Here is an 18,338-nt window from a genome sequence, read left to right on the forward strand (position 1 = left end):
CCTCGTACTGGACGTACTTGGGCTTTCGGCCGGTGCGGCGAGAGTGCGTGCCGGGCGTCGCGACGGGGCGAACGTTGCCTGTCGGGGCACTAGGGCCAATACCGGTCGCGTCGTACGCCGTCGAGGCCCAGGCGGGTGCCGAGGGCTCCACCCTGGAGCTGTACCGCACCGCGCTCAGGCTGCGCCGCAAGCTGCTGGAGGGCGAGTCGCCGACCTGGACGCCCGACGCCCCGGCCGGGGTGCTGGACTTCGCCCGCACCGAGACCTGGCGCTGCGTCACCGACCTCGCCGCACAGCCCGTACGACTGCCCCGGGCGAGGTGCTGCTCGCCAGCACCCCGCTCCCTGAGCCGCGCGTGCTCCCGCCGGACACCACGGTCTGGCTGGGCTAGCCCACGGTCGGGCTCGGGCTGGGGGCGGGTGAGGCGCCGCCGCCGTTGCCGCCGGTGAGGCCGTCGATGTTCACCGGTGTGGACGTGGCGTTCGGCGGCGGCGTGAGCACCACCTCCGGCTGGCCCGCCGGCGGGGCCGGCGGGGTCAGGTCGGAGGAGGGCAGCTTCGGCGGGGTGGTCTGATTGAAGAGGGTCTGGTCGAAGTCGACCAGGCCGGTCTTCTCCATCACCGTGATGTGGTCGAGCACGGTGTCGTTGGCCTGGTCGGCCAGGGCCCGCACCAGCGAGTTCTTGGTCGTGGACCGGATCGCCGCGACCGTGTTGAAGATCGAACCGTGCGTCATCCGCAGGATGTTGGCGAAGTCGGTGTCGAACTTCTTGCCGCTCTCCGACTTCAGCGTGTTGACGAAGCCCTCCTGCTGGGGGCTCGCCACGTTGGGCAGCGTGATGTTCAGCATCGGTGCGATCTTGCGGCAGGTGGTGTCCAGCGCGGAGTGCCCGTCGACCAGGTGCTTGCTGGCCTCGATGACCCCCTTGGTGGTGCCCTTCTGCAGCCCGATCTGCCCCACCGGGTACTCCCACAGACCGGCGGCCCGCACCTTCACCACGAAGTCCCGGTCGGCCTCGGTGAGCGGACCCCACTGGGTGTTGGCGATGACCCGCGACGGCGAGCTGGAGACGGTGCTGACACCGAGCATGCTCGGGTAGGCGAGCGCGCCGAGGGTCAGAGCCATTGCACCGCCCACGAAGAGCGTTCCCGTCGCGTTCCGCGAAATGCGCACCGTGCCTCCTGCCCGGCCGTGGATCCCGCCCGCAGGCGGTTCGGACGCACAGCAATACGGATGCGGAGGCCATTTGTGTCGGTGGTTTCGGGTAAAGATTCGCTCCGGTCCCGCGTGAGGGTCCGAAGACCGCGGTTGGTCAAAGGTTGACCTTCCCGCAGGAGAGTTGACTCTTCCTCGGGAGAAGCGAGGGGAAACGCAGGCCTAGATTCGCCGCATGCCCCCACAGCCACCCCCCAGGGTGCCCGCCGCGCTGCCCGTCCTGCCCTACCGCAAGCCCACCAAGGGCCGCGACTACTGGGTCCTGGACGACGTCCTGCCGGACGTCGACGCCGTACGGGAGCGGTGTCTGGCCAAGGACGACTGGGTCAAGGGCTACCCGTACACCTCGGAGACCTGGCCCGGACTGCGCGCGATGCCCGGCCTGGAACCCGGTGAACTCGGCCGCATCGAGCGGCTGGTGAAGCAGGCGACCGGGGCCCGGGAGCTGTGGGTGCAGCAGGCGCCCGGCGGCGGCACCCTCAACCACAACTGTGTGCAGGTGGTCGGCGAGGGCGAGAGCGAGCCGCGCCCGCACACCGACTCGCGTGCGCTGTGCCGGTACGCGGCCGTGCTGTACCTGAACCCGCACGTGCCCAAGGACTGCGGCACCAGCTTCTTCCGCCAGTCCCTGCCCGGTGGCCGGCTCGGCGGCAACGTCGTCCAGGCCCCGCACAACAACCTCGTCGAGGCCCTCGGCACCCGCTTCGTCACCCCGGACGCCTTCGAGGAGGACGTCCGCGTCCCGCACCGGTACAACCGCCTCCTCCTCTACAACGCCAACCTGGTGCACAGCGCGACCGGCTACTTCGGCAAGGAGCTGGCGGAGAAGCGGATGACGGCCGTCTTCTTCTGGATGGCCTGAGCCGTTCCGCCGCGGCCCGCCGGCTCACCCGTACGGAGCAACCCCCGTGGTCTCCCGGCCGGGTGGGCCGGATCGTCGTACGTACGACCCACTCGGGACGACGACGGCGGAGGTACAACCATGACGCAGCACACCCGACCGGAGCGGGCGGGGAGCACCGACTGGGCCGAGGGCGGTCTCGTCTTCGCGGGGGTGCTGCTCCTGGTTGAGGGCGTCCTCGCCATCCTCCAGGGCATCTCCGCGATCGCGACTGACGACGTGTACGCCCGCATCGGCGCCTACATATACAAGATCAACCTCACCGGCTGGGGCTGGATCCTCCTCATCCTGGGCGTCGTGGCCGTCATCACCGGCGCGGGTGTCCTCAGGCGCGCCGAGTGGGCCCGGGCGGTGGGCATCGGCCTCGCCTCCCTGAGCGTGATCGCCCAGTTCCTGTTCCTGCCGTACTCGCCGGTCTGGGCGCTCATCATGATCGCCATCGACTTCTTCGTGATCTGGGCGCTCGCCACCTACCAGCCGGGGCACCCCGCTCGCGTGTGACGCAGGTCACATGGCCGGTCTGTCACGCCCGGCCGGGCTCGCCAGTCGCATGGTCGTCACCGGCACCAACCGAAGACGAAGCGACCCGGTGACCCGACCCCGGGAGTGGACATGTCGAAGCAGCCGAAGACCGGACCACGGGCGCAGGACGGCCACCGGGTCGTGGTGCTGGGCGCCGGCTACACCGGCATGCTGGCCGCGATCCGCCTGGCCCACCGCACGCGTCGCACCGGCGTCCGGGTGACCCTGGTCGACCCCGCCGCCCGCTTCACCGAGCGCCTGCGCATGCACCAGGCGGCCACGGGCCAGGATCTCGCCGAGCACCCCATCCCCGACCTGCTGGCGGGCACGGGCATCACCTTCGTCCAGGGGTACGCGACGGCCCTGGACCCGGGGGAACGCACGGTGACGGTGGACGTGGGCGACGAGGGTGACGCGGGCCCGGCCGTGCTGCCGTACGACACCCTGGTCTACGCCCTCGGGAGCCGGGCCGACACCGGCGGGGTGCCCGGAGCCGAGGAGCACGCGTACACCCTGGACGGGCACGGTCCGGCGGGCCGCCTGGCGGCGCGGCTGGCCGAGGCGGCGGGGACGGCGGGCACGGTGACGGTGTGCGGCGGCGGGCTGACCGGTGTGGAGGCCGCGACGGAGATCGCGGAGTCGTACCCCGACCTGTCGGTGACCCTGCTCTGCACACAGCAGCCGGGCGCGATGATGGGCGAGCGGGCACGGTCGTACCTGCGCGCCGCCCTGACCCGCCTGGGCGTCACGGTCCGCACCGGCGCACGGGTGGCCAAGGTGCTGCCGGACGCGGTGGAGCTGGCGTCGGGCGAGGTGCTCGAGTCGGCGGTGTGCGTGTGGACGGCGGGCGTACGGGTCTCGCCGCTGGCGGCGCGGGCGGGCGTGGCGGTGGACGAGCAGGGCCTGCTGCTCGTGGACGAGACCCTGCGCTCGGTCTCCCACCCCGAGATCCACGCGATCGGGGACGCGGCGGCGATCCGGATGCCCTGGGGCAGGCTGCACGGCACCTGCCAGAGCGGGATGCCGACGGCGGCGTACACGGCGGACACGATCGCCCGCCTGTTGCGCGGCCGCCCGGTCCGCCCCTTCCGCTTCGGCTACGTCCACCAGCCGGTGAGCCTCGGCCGCAGGGACGCGGTCATCCAGTTCACGCACCCGGACGACACCCCGCGGCGGGCGTACCTGACGGGCCGGGCGGCGGTCCGGTACAAGGAGCTGGTGAGCGGGAGCCCGCTGCCGTTCTACCGGCTGAGCAGGCGCATGAACGTGACCGCCGCGGTGTCGAAGGCGGGCCGGGCGAGGAACCAGGCCGCCGCCGACGACACGAGCGGGGCGGCGGTTCTGGCAGGTTGATCCCATGCAGAGCACGCAGGCGCAGCCCGCTGGGAACCCGGACCCCTACCTCGAACACAGGCGGCTGCTGTTCGCGACGGCGTACCGGATGCTGGGCAGTGTGGCGGACGCCGAGGACGTCCTGCAGGACGCCTGGCTCAACTGGAACGCGGCGGACCGCTCGGCGGTCCGCAACCCCCGCGCCTACCTGGTCCGCACCGTCACCAACCTCTCCCTGACCCGCCTGACCTCCGCCCGCGCGACCCGGGAGCAGTACGTGGGCCCCTGGCTCCCCGAGCCCCTGCTCACCTCTCCCGACGCCGCCGAGGAAACGGAGCTGGCGGACAGTGTGTCGACGGCCATGCTGGTGATCCTGGAGACGCTGACCCCGGTCGAGCGGGCGGTGTTCGTCCTGCGCGAGGTCTTCGGCTACTCCCACGCGGAGATCGCCGACATCCTGGACCGCCCGGAAGCCACCGTCCGCCAGATCGCTCACCGCGCCCGCAACCACGTCCAGTCCCGCCGCCCCCGCTACGACACGGACCCGGACCGGCGGGCCCGGATCACCACCCAGTTCATCGAGGCGTGCGCGGGCGGCGACCTGAACGCGGTGATGGAACTTCTGGCGCCGGATGTCACGTGCTGGTCGGACGGCGGCGGCAAGGTCACCGCGGCCCGCCGCCCGCTGTACGGCCCCGACCACGTGGCGCGCTGGATCCTCGGCGTCCTGGCGAAGCCGCAGTCGGCCGGTCTCACCTTCCGACAGGCCTTCGTCAACGGCGAGTTGGGCATCCTGTTCACCCTGGGCGAGATGCCGGTGGCGGCCCTCACCTACGACCTGTCCGAGGACGGCATCAGGAATCTGCGCCTGCAGGTGAACCCGGAGAAGCTGACGGGGCTGCGTCCTTCGGGCGAGTGACTCCGGCGTCCTTCGCCCGGGAGGCGCCCGGCAGGCACTTGCCCACCGTGACGAAGAACAGCACCAGGCCCACCGTCAGCAGGACATGGCCCAGGCCGGCGATCCCGGCGATCGCTTCCGAGTCGGCGTGGCCGAGGACGGTCAGCGTTCCGTGCAGGGTCATCATGCCGACGGTCACCGCCAGGCCGGCGTTGTAGGTCCAGAAGAACCAGTTGAACAGCCGGTGGGAGGTCAGGGCGAACTGCTTCTCCAGCGCCAGGACGACGAGGAAGAACAGCATGCCGAGCGCCAGTACGTGGGTGTGCACGACGGCGAGCTGGGTGTCGCCCTCGAAGTCCTTGGCCTTGGTCAGCTCGCGGTAGTACAGGCCGCTGACCAGCCCGATGATCATGTAGATGTGAGCGGTGTTGAGGATCTTCCTCATCTGCGTCTTCCCCCGTGAATCCGCGTCGGTGTCGGCCCCCACCTTGCGCCTGGCCCGTTCGGGCATCAACGATGAACCTGATAACGAGTCATAACCGTTGGCTAATGAGTCCGAGAGGGCGCGAGTGGAGCTCCGCGACATCGAGATCTTCCTGGCCCTCGCCGAGGAACTGCACTTCAGCCGCACCGCGCACCGCCTGCACGTCACCCAGGCCCGGGTCAGCCAGTCGATCAAGAAGCAGGAGCGGCAGATCGGCGGCCTCCTGTTCGAACGCACCAGCCGCGCGGTACGGCTCACCCCGCTCGGCGAGCGGCTGCAACGCGAACTCGGCGCCGGTTACCGGCAGATCATGGACGGTGTCGCCGCAGCGAAGGCCGCCGCCCGTGGGACGGACACCCTGACGGTCGGCACCGTCGGCCCCCACTCCTGGATGCTGTCCGACGCCGTGACCCTCCTGCGGACCCGTTCCCCGGAGATCCAGGTGCGCTTCCGTGAGATCCAGCCCCCCGCCCCCCTGGACCTGCTCCGCTCCGGGGACGTCGACATCGCCGTGCTCTGGCTGCCGGTCGAGGAACCGGACCTCACCGTGGGCCCGGTCATCTGCACCTCACGGACCCTGCTCATGACGGGAGCCTCCCACCCGTACGCCCGGCGCGACGCCGTCAGCCTGGAGGACCTCGCCGACTGCGCGTTCGTGGCCAGCCGCTCGCTGCCGGCCTACATGGAAGAGGCCCTCAATCCCTTCCACACCCCCTCCGGTCGCCCCATCCCCCGTGGCCCGCAGGTCTCGACATGGCAGGAGGCCCTCACCGCCGTGGCCACCGGTCAGGCCGTCGCCTCGGTGTCGGGCGACATAGCGGACTTCTACCCGTGGCCCAACCTGGCCTTCATCCCCATCCTCGACGCCCCGCCGTCCCGATGGGCCCCGGTCTGGCGCACGGCCGCGCAGAGCCCGCTCATCCGCTCCTTCACCGAGGCGCTGTCCGACGCACCGCCGGCGGTGGGCGAGGACTGCTGGTGCGCGTTGCCGGCGCAGAACCCGGAGACTTGACGACTTTTTGCCAAGTCGCGCCGGCGTCAGCCGAGATGCCCGAAGATCGCGGCCAGAAGCACGCCAGAGGCGAGGAAGACGACGGTCAGCGTCGCCATGGCGGCTTTCTGTTCTCGGGTCACCTCGGTTTGCGGCATGGCCATTCCGGTACCGGCCGAGGGTGCCGCGGCCGTCGCCCTGTGCACCGCTTCGCCGCCCCTTCCCAGTGCCCGTACCGTCCCCATTCCGTGCTTCAAGTGGTTGGCCACCAGCCAGACGTTCACGGGATAGGCGAAGGTGAGACCGGCCAGGACGGCGAGGGAGAACGTGGCCCAGAAACGGACACCGGCGGCGTCGCCCGTGCCCGGCACGTGACTCCGGATGATCACGAGCACGGCCACCATGGCGCCCATCACGCAGTTCATCGACAGCCACTCGGCGAACACCGTGGAACGCACGGCTCGGAAGTAGTTTCCGCCGAGCATGTCGCGCATGAACAAGGCCTGGAAAACGAGCAGCCCGAAGCCGAACCCCACGATGTACTCGATCAGGCTGTCGCCCCAGGGCGGAAGACCGATCATCGCCGCGACCACTGCCGCGATCATGATGCCGGTGGCATCGCCGGCCACACAGTGGATGGTGGATCCGACAGCCTGCTTCCACAGCGGTGCCACGAACCGTTCGTGGGCTCCCGGCCGGGGTTCCTTGCACGAGAGCACATAGATCGCGGCGCCGATGGGGCCGAGATAGAGGGTCACCAGGACCCAGCCCCACTTCATCACGGTGAGTTCGGGGTTCTTCGTGAACGCGTCGAACGCAACGTAGACAGCGGACAAGGCGACCAGGAAGAACCAGAAATACATCAGTGCGTCAGCCGTGGTCCCGCTGATGCCGCTGCCGGCCACATACATGGACGCTCCGCCCCTTGACGATCCGCTGGTGCTCCAGGGGTACTTCTCGGGGCGGCCCGACGCTCCTCGCCGCGACTTCCGGGAACTCGTTCTCACCCCAGTGGACGTGCCGACCGGCGGAACGGCCGACACCGTACCCATCGGGCTCGTGCGGGCACCGCCGATCCGCGCGGTTTCATCCGCACGGGATGCGTAGTGGCGTGTCGTCGTGACCCTCTCTGCGAAGCTGCAGGCAGCCGGCGGAAAGGGTGCGTTGATGGAGTGGAAGACCTATGGGGAGCGGCGGATCTACTCGAATCCGTGGGTGAATCTGTGCCTGGTGGACGTGCAGCAGCCTGATGGGCTGCGGTGGGAGTACCACGTGGTGCGGCTGCGGCACCTTGCGGTGGGGGCCGTCGTCAATGACCGGCGCGAGATCCTCATGATGTGGCGGCACCGGTTCATCACGGACTCGTGGGCCTGGGAACTTCCCATGGGGCTGATCGAGGAGGGGGAGACGCCGGAGGAGGCGGCGGCGCGTGAGGTGCTGGAGGAGACCGGCTGGCGTCCCGGGCCGCTGAAGCCTCTCATCTACGCCGAGCCGGCGAATGGGATCACCGACTCTCAGCATCATGTGTTTCGTGCGGACGGGGCTGCGTACGTCGGGCCGCCCACTGAGCAGAACGAGTCGGACCGGATCGAGTGGGTTCCGCTTGGCGAGGTGCGGGGGATGATCGACCGGCGGGAGATCGTCAGCAGCGGGTCGCTCGTCGGGCTGCTGTACGTGCTCATGGACGAGGGCATTCGCTGATCGCCCTCGTGGCTGGCGTGTCCCTGGCAAGCCTTCGTCGGCGTGCGCCAGGATGATGCGGTGAACGAACAGATAGTGGAACCTGCTGCTCGCTCCCGCTCCCTCGGCGTACGGCCCATCAAGCTGTCCGGGCAACTGACCGCCGGGGCCTTGCTGCTCGCGGGGCTCGCGTGGGTCGTGCGGGCCGTGTGGGAAGTGCGGCTGGCCGAGGCCGGGGAGCCCGCCTCGGGGCCGCCGGACCAGGGGGACGGGGTGCACCGGGCGCTCAACGGGCTGGAGGACTCGTATCACCTCGTCACCAGCCTCGGGGCCGGAGCGGCTTTCCTGTGCGCGCTCCTGTTCCTCTCGTGGATGTGGCGGGTGCGGGACAACGCGCGTGCGCTCACGGGGCAGACGCCGAAGTACGCCGGGATCTGGGTCTACCTCGGCTGGATCGTGCCCGTCGCCAGCCTGTGGTTCCCGCGTGGGATCGTCGCCGACGCCTTTCGGACCACCGCTCCGGGGCGGAAGCTGCCCGTCTCCGTCAACGTGTGGTGGGGGCTCTGGCTGATCGGGATGCTCGGCGGGGTGGGCATCGTCTACCGCGACTCCACCGACGAGATCATCGCCCGGGCGTACAGCGAGGTGTGGCCGCTGCTCGTGTCCGACGCCGCCGTCATCGGGGCCGCCGTGGCCGGTGCGTTCGTCGTGCGGGCCGTCACCGCCGTACAGGTGGAGCGGATCCGGCAGGGGCAGCAGCAGGGTGTGGTGGTGGAGTCCGCTGCCGCCGGTACTGCCGCGGGCTGAGACCGGTCGTCGTCATGCCCGGGCGTGGGTGGTGGTGTGCCGTCGTCCGGGCAAGGATGTGCTCATGAGCACCATGGCCATCGTCGGTGCCGGACCCGGGCTGGGTGCCGCCGTCGCACGCCGGTTCGGGCGGGAGGGCTACGACGTCGCCCTCGTCGCGCGGGACCGGGAGCGGTTGCAGGTCCTGGTGGGCGAGCTTGCCGACGAGGGTGTCGCCGCGCGTGGGTTCCCGGCCGATGTGCGTCGGCCGGAGCAGCTGGTGGCGGCCCTGAAGGAGGCCGCTGCCGAGCTCGGGACCGTCGAGGTGTTGCAGTACAGCCCCGTCCCGCACCGGGACTTCATGCGGCCCGTGCTGGAGACCCGGTACCGGGATCTGCTCGGGCCGATCGAGTTCTCGGTGTACGGGCCGGTCGCGGCGGTGCAGCAGGTGCTGCCGGGTATGCGGGCGCTCGGCCGGGGGACCATCCTGTTCGTGAACGGGGGGACGGCCGCCGTGCCGCATCCCGAGCGGGCGGGGACCTCGATCGCGTTCGCCGCGGAGAGCGCGTACGGGCATCTGCTGCACGACCGGCTCGCCCGTGAGGGGATCCATGTCGCCCAGCTGGTGATTCCCGGGGCCATCACGCCCGGGCACGTGCGGAAGGATCCGGCCGTGCTCGCGGAGACCCTGTGGCGCATGCATCGGGAGCGGCACGGGTTCCGGCACTACGCCGACGACCTGGACAGCTGACCGGTCACTCCGGAGATCGGTTCGCCCTGCGTGAAGAGTATTTGTGGGCCAATATGGTGATGTTGGCCGCATTGCTCTCTTCAAGGGGGCCTCCATGGCTGTCGAAATCCCTCCGATCATCAGGCCGTCCCGGCTCAGAAGCCGGGGAGGCCTGCTGGGCGAGTGCCTGGCGGAGTTCCTCGGGACCTTCGTCCTCATCTCCTTCGGCTGCGGCGTGGTCGCGATGGCGGTCGCCGCGCTGCCCGGCTCGGGCCGTGCCGCCACCCCCACGACGATCTTCCTCGCGGCCGGCGACTGGCTGCTGATCACCTGGGGCTGGGCGATGGCGGTCGTGTTCGGCGTCTATGTCGCCGGCGGCGTGAGCGGCGCCCACATCAACCCGGCGGTGACCCTGGCCATGGCCGTGCGCCGAGGATTCTCCTGGGCCAAGGTGCTGCCGTACTGGTTCTCGCAGGTGGTGGGCGCGTTCGCCGGTGCGGCGCTGGTCTACCTCGTGTATCACTGGGCGATCAACGCCTACGACGCCGCCGTGACGGGGCCGAAGGTGAACGGGCACACGAACGCCACGTTCTCGATCTTCGCGACCTTCCCAGCGCCGTACTTCCACGGCAGCATCTGGGGGCCGCTGATCGACCAGATCGTCGGTACCGCCTTCCTGCTCATGCTGATCGCCGCCGTACTCGATCTGCGCAACCAGGCCGTGAAGGCCAATCTCGCGCCGTTGGTCGTGGGCTTCGTGGTCGCCGCCATCGGCATGTCCTACGGCGCCAACGCGGGTTACGCCATCAACCCGGCCCGTGACTTGGGGCCGCGGTTGTTCACCTACGCGGCGGGCTGGGACAGCCTGGCGTTCCCGGGCAGCGTCGCCGGCTCGTTCAGCGCCTATTGGTGGATCCCGATCGTCGGGCCGCTGATCGGCGGGACCATCGGGATCCTGATCTACGACCTGTTCATCGGCGACGTCCTGCTCGTGCGCTCCGAACTGGCCGAGCTGCCCGAGCCGGGCCGGGGCAGGCCGACGAAGGAGATCGACGAGGAGTACTAGCCCTCTTCGGACTCAGCCCGGTCCCCTTCGGGCTCCGCTCCCGCCCTGCGGGCCGCCGACGCGATCTCCTCCAGCGCCGTCAGGTGGCCCGTCAGCGCGCGTCGGCCGGTGAGCGTGAGGGCGGCCCAGGTGCGCGGGCGCTTGCCCAGGTAGCCCTTGCGGATGCTGACGTAGCCCGTCTTCTCCAGGGCGGAGAGCGTCTTGCTCAGCGTCGAGTCGGACACCTGGCAGTAGTCGCGCAGGACGGCGAACTCCGCCTCGCCGCACGCGGAGAGGTAGGCGGCGAGGGCCAGCCGGGTGGGGTGGTGGAGCTCGCGGTCCAGGGCGGGGGGCTCGGGAGCGCCGGTCATGCCGTGCCCACCCCCGTGGCCCGCAGCAGGTGCTCCAGGCCGCCCGCGAGACCGAGGGCCACCAGCCAGCCCGTCGTGCCGTACGGGATCGCGGCCAGGAGGCTCACGGCGATGGGGGCGAAGGGGAGCAGCCAGGTCCGCCAGGCGTGCCGTCCGGCCTCGGGGCGCCGGTCGAACCAGCGGGTGACGCCGCCGTGGTGCGCGCCGAGCCAGACCAGGACGAAGAAGGCGGCCAGGCTCAGCAGTCCGCCGGTCAGCAGCCACGCCGCCCACCGTGGCCGGCCGTCGGCGAGGCCCAGTGCCGTGAAGCCGGCCGCGAACGTCAGGGCCTGGCCGACGGCATAACCCCGGGGCCTGGTCCGCCGGTCACTGGCCGCGCGTGCGGCGGCCTGGGCGGCTCGTGCGGCGGTCAGCGCGTCGCTCGCCTGCCGTGCGTCGATGGGGTCCCCCGTAGTGGCCATGTGTGTACCTCCGGTGCCGGTGGGGCGGGTGGTCGGACCGCCCACTGTTCATCTTCAGCATGGACAGTACTTTCCATAAATGCAAGTACTTTCGATAGAGAGGAAGCGCGCGCTCGACAGGCAGACGTTGCCGACGTCGACCCCGTTCAATCTGCTGAGCCGGGCCGGAACTCGAGGTGTGCGGTGAGGGTCTGGAGCGCGGTCCAGGCAGCGGGGTCGGTTCCGTCGCCGAGGGGGTAGTGCAGGGCCGGGTCTCCGGCTGTGCCGAGTTGGACGGGTTTCACCGCGAGCGGGGGCCTGCGGGCGTGGGCGAGTCCTGCGGCTGCGACGTCCCTGGCGCCGAGCGTGAACGCGACCGGGATCGGCGGAGCGGTGAGGAGGGGCCGCAGCGTCAGGTCGGCGTGGGCCGCTGTCAGGGTGGTCAGCATCGCCCTCAGGCCGTAGCCGTCGACGAGTTCGGCGGCCAGCGGCTCGATCGCGTCCAGGGGGACGTACTGGGCTGCTGGATATCCGACGGTGAGCGTGACTTCTTCGGCGACCCCCGCCGTGGTGCGTGTCGTGCGGTGCGTCGCGATGGCCGGCCGGTCGGGGGAGCCGACGGCGAGGGTGTGGGTGGGCTCGGGGGAACGTCTGCGGGCCAGGTCGGTCAACTGGCGAGGCGACCAAGGGAGATTGACCGGCTCGGCCGTGCCCCAGCCGGCCGGCGGTGCGCCCGTCAGATGGCGCCAGGCCGTCTCCAGGGCGCCGCCGAGCACGAGGTCTGCCTCGGGGGAGCTGACGGTGCGCAGTGCCACCGTGAGCCGGCGATCGTGGGTGGGTGCCGCGCCCTCTGCGAAGGCGTCCGCGACCTTCGCGGGCGGGCCGGACGGCGCGAACGTACCGTCCTGCCAGGTGAGTTCGGCCCCGGACAGGCCGTCGTAGTAACCACCTGCCGGGTTCTTGACGACCCAGCGGTTCGGTGTGGCGCCGAGGGCCGTGCGCAGGGGGAGGGTGAGACGGACGTGGGGCGGGGTGACGATGTGCAGGGCCCGGTCGGCCGCTGCTGTGGCGCGCAGTACGTCGGACAGCCAGGTGGTGAGGCCGAGGACCGGACGGTCGGCGAGCACGACGGCGGTGGACTCGGTCAGGACGTCGACGGCGGGCAGGGCCCCGTCCGGCAGCTGCGTCGCGGTGTTGCCGTCGGCTTCCTGGGCCGTCTCCACGACCGCCGTGCTGGTGGCCTCGCGTGGCCAGGTCGTTCCGCCGAGCAGCATCGTCAGGCGCCCGCAGACCGATGCGGCGAGAGGTTCGGCCTCGGGGACGGCCGTGGAGGCGCGGGCCTCGGTCCACCAGTACGGCGGCTGGGGCGTGGTGACGTGCGGGCCGAGGAGGCGTTCGGCCTCGCCCGGCACGTGGACCAGGAGGGGAGCCTCCACGGAGACCAGGGGACGGCCGGCCGCTGTGCACAACTGGATCACAGCGCCGTCGGCGTCGGCGGTCAGGCTCAGGCCGGGGCCGCCGGCGTGCAGAGCGGCGAGCAGGGCCGGGGTGTGAGGCATCTTCTCGGTGAGCGCGATGACGTCCTTGGTCATGCCCGCGCCTCTGTGGTCTCGTCCTCGGGTGCGAGGGCGGTCTGGACCAGCTGGTGGCGGCGTCCGCGGCGGACCAGGGTGCCGCGGCCGGGCGGCTGCGCGGAGGCGTACAGGCCGGGGAACAGCTGGCCTTCGATGCGGTCGCCCGACATCACGAGTGCCGCGGCGCCGGTCTCGCGCAGTGCCGTCAGGAGCGGCTCGTACAGGGCCCGCGAGGCCCCGGCGACGCGGCGCGTGACCACGAAGTGCAGGCCGATGTCCCGGGCCGAGGAGATGTACGGCAGGAACGGCGTGAGGGGCTGCTGCCCGGCCGCGGTGAGGATGTCGTGGTCGTCGACGAGGATCACGATCCGCGGTCCGGTGAAGGACGGTTCGTCGGTGAGGGCGTCGGGGTCGGCGGTTTCCGGCAGGCGCTTCTTCAGTTCGGTGGCGATGCCGGTGGCGAGCGCGTGGGAGAGGGCGGCGTTGTGCGCGTAGCCGCCGCGATAGGGCTCCGGGACGACGCCTCGCAGGCCGCGCCGCGGGTCGAAGACGCCGAAGACCAGCTCGTCCTCGTCGTAGCGGTCTATGAGAGCGCGGGAGATCAGCTTGAGCAGGTTCGTCTTGCCGCACTCGTTGTCGCCGAGGACCAGCAGGTGCTGGTCGGAGCCGAACAGGTCGAGGACGGTCGCCGAGAGGGTCTCCTGGTCGACACCGATCGGGACAGCGCGCGGTTCCGACATGGCGGAGGGCAGTCGCCCAGCAGCCAGCTGAGTTGGCAAGACCCTTACCGGCGCGGCGAGTTCACCGTGCCAGGTGGCGCGCAACGTGGCCGTCGCCTGCTCCAGGGCCGGGCCGAGGCCGTCCGCCGTGGCGTGCGCGTCGATGCGGGGAAGCGCCACCTGGGCGAACAGCTTGCCGTCCGTCAGGGCCCGGCCCGGTGTGTCCGCGGACAGGGTCTCGGAGAGCTTGCGGTCGATGGAGGAGTCGGCCGGGTCGTTGAGGCGCAGTTCGATGCGGCTGCCGAACAGGGACTGGGTGGCGATGCGTACGTCGTTCCAGCGGAGCATGCCCGCCACGACGTGGATGCCGTAGCCGCTGCCGCGCTTGAGGAGGTCGGCCACATCGTCGTCGAGCTGGGCGAACTCGTCGCGCAGAGCGCCGAATCCGTCGATGAGCAGCACCACGTCGGTGGAGCCGAGCCGGGGCAGCTCGCCCCGGGCACGCAGGGCCCGCACCTGGTCGATCGAGTCGATGCCCTGCGCACGGAAGATCTCCTCGCGCTCGGCGAGCATGGCACGCACCTCGGCGACGGTGCGGGCGGCGCGCTCGTGGTCGGCGCGGGTCGCGATGCCGCCGACGTGCGGCAGACCCGCCAGGGCGCTCAGTCCGCCGCCGACCAGGTCCAGGCCGTAGACGGCGACATCGCGCGGCGTGTGGGTGAGGGCGAGGGAGAGCGCCAGGGTGCGCAACAGCGTCGTCTTGCCGGAGGCCGGGCCGCCGATGACGGCTGTGTGCCCGCCCGCCGTGTTCAGGTCGTGCACCCACGTGGCCTGCCACTGGCTGGCCGGATCGTCGAGGAGACCCAGTGGCACCCGCAACGGGCCGTCCGCGCGCGCGAGCCGGAGGCCGTCGGCGGACGCCTGTACGGGGCCCGCAGCCGCGTCGAGGGAGAGGGCTTCGGGCAACGGCGGGAGCCAGATCCGGCGTACCGGCTCGGCGGCGCCGGCGAGCCGGTCGACCGCGACGGCCAGGACCGTCGGTCCCGTTTCGAGCTTACGTGCTCCCGGCGTGTCCTCGGGTGCCGGGACCGCAGCGGGCGCGTTGAACGCCGGATACGTCCGGGCGAGCGGCTCGGCGTCGGCGGCTCTCTCGCGCACGGCGGGACCGCGGTACGCACCGGAGACGAAGCCCGCCTTGAAGCGGGTGTATGTGGAGGTGTCGACCTTCAGGTAACCGAAGCCGGGCAGTGGCGGCAGATGGAAGGCGTCGGTGGTCTCCAGGACCGTACGCGACTCGTCGGCCGAGAACGTGCGCAGACCGAGCCGGTAGGACAGATATGTCTCCAGGCCCTTGAGCCTGCCGCCTTCGATGCGCTGGCTGGACAGCAGCAAGTGGACGCCGATGGAGCGGCCGATGCGGCCGATGGACAGGAACAGGTCGATGAAGTCCGGTTTCGCGGTGAGGAGTTCGCCGAACTCGTCGATGACGACGAAGAGGTGGGGCAGCGGTTCGAGGTCGGGGCGGGCCGTGGCGCGCAGCGTGCGGTAGTGGCCGATGTCGGCGATGTTGCCCGCGTCCTTGAGGACCTGCTGGCGGCGTTTGATCTCACCGGCGAGGGAGGTGTGGACACGCTCGACGAGGCCGGCCTGGTTCTCCAGGTTGGTGATGACGCCGGCCACGTGCGGCAGACCGGCGAAGGGGGCGAAGGTGGCGCCGCCCTTGTAGTCGACGAGGACCAGCGCCAGGTCGTCCGGGGAGTGTGTCGTCACCAGCGCGAGCACGAGGGTGCGCAGCAGTTCGCTCTTGCCCGAACCTGTCGCGCCGACGCACAACCCGTGTGGGCCCATGCCGAGTTCGGAGGCCTCCTTCAGGTCGAGCAGCACCGGATCGTGCCGGTCGTCCAGGCCGATGGGCACGCGCAGGAAATCCCGGTCGCCGCGCGGCGCCCACTGCCGCCCCGGATCGAGGGTGCCCATGTCGTCGATGCCGAGCAGTTCGGGGAAGTCGACCGGCCCGGCGACGGGGGTGCCCTCGGCGGCGGACTCGGCGGACAGCCGCAGCGGTGCGAGGGCCCGTGCGAGGCCTTCCACACCGGGAAGGCCGGCCCGGTCGGCCACCCCATGCATGCGCACGCCCTGTTCTCCGCGCAGGTCCTCCACCGTGACCTGGTCGCCGTCGACGGTGATGCGCACACAGACGTGATCGGGTTCGTGGACCTGGTCGGCGAGCAGGTGCAGGGCCGTGACCCCCATGTCGTCCAGGGCGACGGCGCTGTCCGGGCGCGGAAGGTCGACGGCGTTCTCTCCGTACGCGTCGCTGAGCACGAGCAACCGGTCGGTCAGTCCCAGCGCCTTCTTGTCGGACAGGCCGCGGCGCACCTCGGCCGCGTACACGGCCCGCCGCTTCAGATCCGTGCCGATCACCTGGGCCAGCTGGGGCAGGTCGGGTGCGACGCGCCGCGCGGCGAGGCCACCGTCGCGGGTCTCCGGGTCGAGGACGTGCGGGAGCCACTTCGCCCACTCCCACTCCTCGATACGGTCCCCGGGCACCGCGAGTGCGACGGCCACGTCGTCCGGGGCGTGTGCCACGGCGGCCTGTACGAGCAGGGCCCGGGCGACGCGCAGCACACCGGCACGGTCACCGACGATGCTGACGTTGCCCGCCCGGTCCAGCGGCACGGTCAGCGGATGGTCGGACACGGTGGTGTAGCGGGCCTGCAGGGCGCGCGCCTCGTTCAGCATGAACGGGTCGGGCGGGGTGAGCACGCCCCCGGCCGCCTGCCGGGCGATGGTCAGCTCCTGTACGGGTACATCGCCGACACCGACCCGCACATGGAGAAAGTCCGCGTCGGTGCGGCGCCGCTCCCACAGCCGAGCGGGATCCCGCACGACGTCGTACAGGGCCGCGGGGGCGGGGTGCAGGAACCGGGCGGCACGGCGGCGCTCGCGCTCCGCCGCGCCCAGCTCGGCGCGCAGTTCCTCCAGGTACTCCAGGTACCGCTCACGCTGAACACGCCGCTGCCGCTGCGCCTTGCCGCGCTGGGACAGGAACAGGGCCACCGCGCCGAGCAGCGCCACGACCAGCACGACGGCGCCCAGGCCCGCGAACTGGCTGGAGCGGATCACCGTCATCATCACGACCGAACTCATGACGCCGGCCATCGGCAGCAGAGCGGTCGCCGGGCTGCCGGTCCTGCCTTCGGGCAGGTTCGGCGGCGGCTCGATCGTGCGGGCCGGGGGCGGGAGAAGCGGCCGCGTGGAGCGGGCCGGGCGATGGACCGGATGCTGAGTCAACGGACGCGCACCGCCCGCTGCAGTGCCTCGGCGGCGAGCTGGGTCGCGGCGCGGCGGGTGGCCTCGCCGAGCCGGTCCGTCCTGATCGGTCCACCACCTGCCAGATGCCGGTCGTAGGGAAGATGCACGAGAGTGACCCCGGTTTCCCGCAGATGGGCCGTGGCGGCCTTCAGGTCGAGGTTCGCGTCCGGCGTGTTCGAGGTGAGGGCCACGACGGTGGAGGCGAGCGCGGAGTGCGGCAGTTGACCGAGCCAGTCCAGGACGATCCGGGTGCCACCCACGCCCTCGGCGGTGAGCGGGGCGACGACCACACGCGCGTGCGCCGTGTCCATCGCCGTACGGGACACTTCGCCGGGCAGCGTCTCGCAGTCCACGACCGTGACGGCGAAGTAGCGGCGCAGAGCGAGCGTGACGGTCCGGTAGGTCGGGACGTCCAGCGGGGCACCGACCCGCCCCTGACTCGCGGGCAGCAGCCAGCCGCCGTCCGCCACCGGCACCAAGTATCCGGTGACATCGGTCAGTTGCATCGACGGGGTGAGGATCTGCGCGAGCTCCACGCACGACCAGCGCACGGACTGAGCGCCCATCCGCACCGGAAGCGTTCCCAGGGCGGCGTCCGCCTCCAGGGCGAGCACCGGATCGTGCCGGTAGTGGCTGAACGTCCGCGCCAGCAGCGCGGCGGTCGTGGTCTTGCCGACGCCACCGCGGATCGACGTCACCGCGATCACCCGGCCGGTGGTCACCGGCTGCTGCAGCCAACTGCCCAGCCGGGTCTCCTCGGTGACCCCCCGCGCGGCCGACGAGGTCAGCTTGCGCAGCGACCGGCCTGAGCGGCGGGCCAGCGAGTCGCCGTGCGGGGGCGAGCCGAGCGCGAGGGCGAGGCGGGGGTCGATTGTCGGGACGGACTCCGGTGTTGCGATCGGCAGCCGGGGTCTGCGGGAGGGCCGTACGGCGGGGGAGGTGTTCGGTGCCTGGGGCAGCGGTGCCGGCGCCTCGGTCGCAGGGTGGGGCGTTGCCCGAGCCGGGGCCTGCGGTGTCGGCCGGCTCGGCACGGCGGTCGAGGCCTGCAGAGCGGGCGTCTTGGTCGCGGGGTGCGGTGGTGCCGGAGTGGGGGTATGCGGGATCTGCGGGGTGCCGTCCGCGTGCGGGGCCGGGACGGGGGTGCGCTGCTCGCGGGGCACGGTGCTGCGGGGCTCGGGTTGCCCTGGACGGGGACGCTCCTCGTCCGGGTCGCGCACCGGCAAGGGAGGACGACCGTCCGCCGAGGAACTCCTCTTGGCCGCGCCCTCGACCTCGACCGAGTCAGCGGTCAGCTCGCGCAGGACGTCGTCCTGCCACCGCCCGGAAGTCGTCATC

General features: G+C 71.4%; 17 protein-coding genes and 1 pseudogene. 10 read left to right on the forward strand and 8 right to left on the reverse strand.

Going from position 1 to position 18,338, the window contains the following annotated elements:
• A pseudogene (locus ACWC5O_RS32390) lies at positions 1 to 391 on the forward strand (hypothetical protein); the annotation flags it as partial.
• Here ACWC5O_RS32390 and ACWC5O_RS32395 read toward each other — a convergent pair.
• Positions 388 to 1,125: a DUF4142 domain-containing protein gene (locus tag ACWC5O_RS32395; protein WP_450581592.1), complete on the reverse strand. Its 738-nt coding sequence runs from the start codon at positions 1,123 to 1,125 to the stop codon at positions 388 to 390. The pseudogene ACWC5O_RS32390 and the gene ACWC5O_RS32395 overlap by 4 nt on opposite strands.
• 265 nt (positions 1,126 to 1,390) lie before the next feature.
• On the opposite strand from ACWC5O_RS32395, the gene ACWC5O_RS32400 reads away from it, so the two are divergent.
• The 4 genes from ACWC5O_RS32400 (at position 1,391) to ACWC5O_RS32415 (ending at position 4,889) form a co-directional block, all read left to right on the forward strand.
• Complete coding sequence (locus tag ACWC5O_RS32400) at positions 1,391 to 2,077, forward strand: DUF6445 family protein (protein WP_450581206.1); 687 nt, start codon at positions 1,391 to 1,393, stop codon at positions 2,075 to 2,077.
• 120 nt (positions 2,078 to 2,197) lie between these two features.
• Entirely contained in the window at positions 2,198 to 2,617 is a 420-nt protein-coding gene (locus ACWC5O_RS32405; protein ID WP_450581205.1) for a DUF7144 family membrane protein, read from the forward strand.
• 111 nt (positions 2,618 to 2,728) lie between these two features.
• On the forward strand, positions 2,729 to 3,991 hold the full coding sequence (locus ACWC5O_RS32410) for an NAD(P)/FAD-dependent oxidoreductase (RefSeq protein WP_450581204.1): 1,263 nt from the start codon (positions 2,729 to 2,731) through the stop codon (positions 3,989 to 3,991).
• A 4-nt stretch (positions 3,992 to 3,995) separates the two neighbouring features.
• Complete coding sequence (locus tag ACWC5O_RS32415) at positions 3,996 to 4,889, forward strand: RNA polymerase sigma-70 factor (RefSeq protein WP_450581203.1); 894 nt, start codon at positions 3,996 to 3,998, stop codon at positions 4,887 to 4,889.
• Here ACWC5O_RS32415 and ACWC5O_RS32420 read toward each other — a convergent pair.
• Positions 4,825 to 5,313, reverse strand: a complete 489-nt coding sequence (locus ACWC5O_RS32420; protein ID WP_450581202.1) for a DUF2871 domain-containing protein — start codon at positions 5,311 to 5,313, stop codon at positions 4,825 to 4,827. The genes ACWC5O_RS32415 and ACWC5O_RS32420 overlap by 65 nt on opposite strands.
• Positions 5,314 to 5,437: 124 nt before the next feature.
• On the opposite strand from ACWC5O_RS32420, the gene ACWC5O_RS32425 reads away from it, so the two are divergent.
• Positions 5,438 to 6,364: a LysR family transcriptional regulator gene (locus ACWC5O_RS32425; protein ID WP_450581201.1), complete on the forward strand. Its 927-nt coding sequence runs from the start codon at positions 5,438 to 5,440 to the stop codon at positions 6,362 to 6,364.
• A 26-nt stretch (positions 6,365 to 6,390) separates the two neighbouring features.
• Here the strand turns inward: ACWC5O_RS32425 and ACWC5O_RS32430 are convergent, their stop codons facing one another.
• Positions 6,391 to 7,254, reverse strand: a complete 864-nt coding sequence (locus ACWC5O_RS32430) for a DUF4396 domain-containing protein (protein ID WP_450581200.1) — start codon at positions 7,252 to 7,254, stop codon at positions 6,391 to 6,393.
• Positions 7,255 to 7,510: 256 nt separating this feature from the next.
• On the opposite strand from ACWC5O_RS32430, the gene ACWC5O_RS32435 reads away from it, so the two are divergent.
• The 4 genes from ACWC5O_RS32435 (at position 7,511) to ACWC5O_RS32450 (ending at position 10,605) form a co-directional block, all read left to right on the forward strand.
• A complete protein-coding gene (locus tag ACWC5O_RS32435; RefSeq protein WP_450581590.1) occupies positions 7,511 to 8,044 on the forward strand; it encodes an NUDIX hydrolase in 534 nt (177 codons plus the stop codon).
• A gap of 60 nt (positions 8,045 to 8,104) precedes the next feature.
• Positions 8,105 to 8,830 carry a DUF4328 domain-containing protein gene (locus ACWC5O_RS32440; protein ID WP_450581199.1) on the forward strand — a complete coding sequence of 242 codons (726 nt, stop codon included), beginning with the start codon at positions 8,105 to 8,107 and terminating at the stop codon, positions 8,828 to 8,830.
• A 64-nt stretch (positions 8,831 to 8,894) separates the two neighbouring features.
• Positions 8,895 to 9,560, forward strand: a complete 666-nt coding sequence (locus ACWC5O_RS32445; RefSeq protein WP_450581198.1) for an SDR family NAD(P)-dependent oxidoreductase — start codon at positions 8,895 to 8,897, stop codon at positions 9,558 to 9,560.
• Positions 9,561 to 9,654: 94 nt separating this feature from the next.
• Complete coding sequence (locus ACWC5O_RS32450; protein ID WP_450581197.1) at positions 9,655 to 10,605, forward strand: MIP/aquaporin family protein; 951 nt, start codon at positions 9,655 to 9,657, stop codon at positions 10,603 to 10,605.
• On the opposite strand, the gene ACWC5O_RS32455 is transcribed toward ACWC5O_RS32450, so the two are convergent.
• From ACWC5O_RS32455 to ACWC5O_RS32475, 5 genes are all read right to left on the reverse strand, one after another.
• Positions 10,602 to 10,955 (reverse strand): transcriptional regulator, encoded by a 354-nt coding sequence (locus ACWC5O_RS32455; protein ID WP_450581196.1) that lies wholly within the window; start codon positions 10,953 to 10,955, stop codon positions 10,602 to 10,604. The genes ACWC5O_RS32450 and ACWC5O_RS32455 overlap by 4 nt on opposite strands.
• Entirely contained in the window at positions 10,952 to 11,416 is a 465-nt protein-coding gene (locus tag ACWC5O_RS32460) for a hypothetical protein (protein ID WP_450581195.1), read from the reverse strand. Before ACWC5O_RS32460 ends, ACWC5O_RS32455 begins: the two co-directional genes overlap by 4 nt.
• A 146-nt stretch (positions 11,417 to 11,562) precedes the next feature.
• Positions 11,563 to 12,987, reverse strand: coding sequence for a DUF6177 family protein (locus ACWC5O_RS32465; RefSeq protein ID WP_450581194.1), 1,425 nt, complete (start codon positions 12,985 to 12,987; stop codon positions 11,563 to 11,565).
• Positions 12,984 to 16,982, reverse strand: a complete 3,999-nt coding sequence (gene eccCa, locus ACWC5O_RS32470) for a type VII secretion protein EccCa (RefSeq protein ID WP_450581193.1) — start codon at positions 16,980 to 16,982, stop codon at positions 12,984 to 12,986. Before eccCa ends, ACWC5O_RS32465 begins: the two co-directional genes overlap by 4 nt.
• Positions 16,979 to 18,337: a nucleotide-binding protein gene (locus ACWC5O_RS32475; RefSeq protein WP_450581192.1), complete on the reverse strand. Its 1,359-nt coding sequence runs from the start codon at positions 18,335 to 18,337 to the stop codon at positions 16,979 to 16,981. The genes eccCa and ACWC5O_RS32475 overlap by 4 nt, the downstream gene beginning before the upstream one ends.
• Between the last annotated feature and the right edge of the window lies 1 nt (position 18,338).

It is taken from the genome of Streptomyces sp. NPDC001450, from assembly GCF_053597295.1.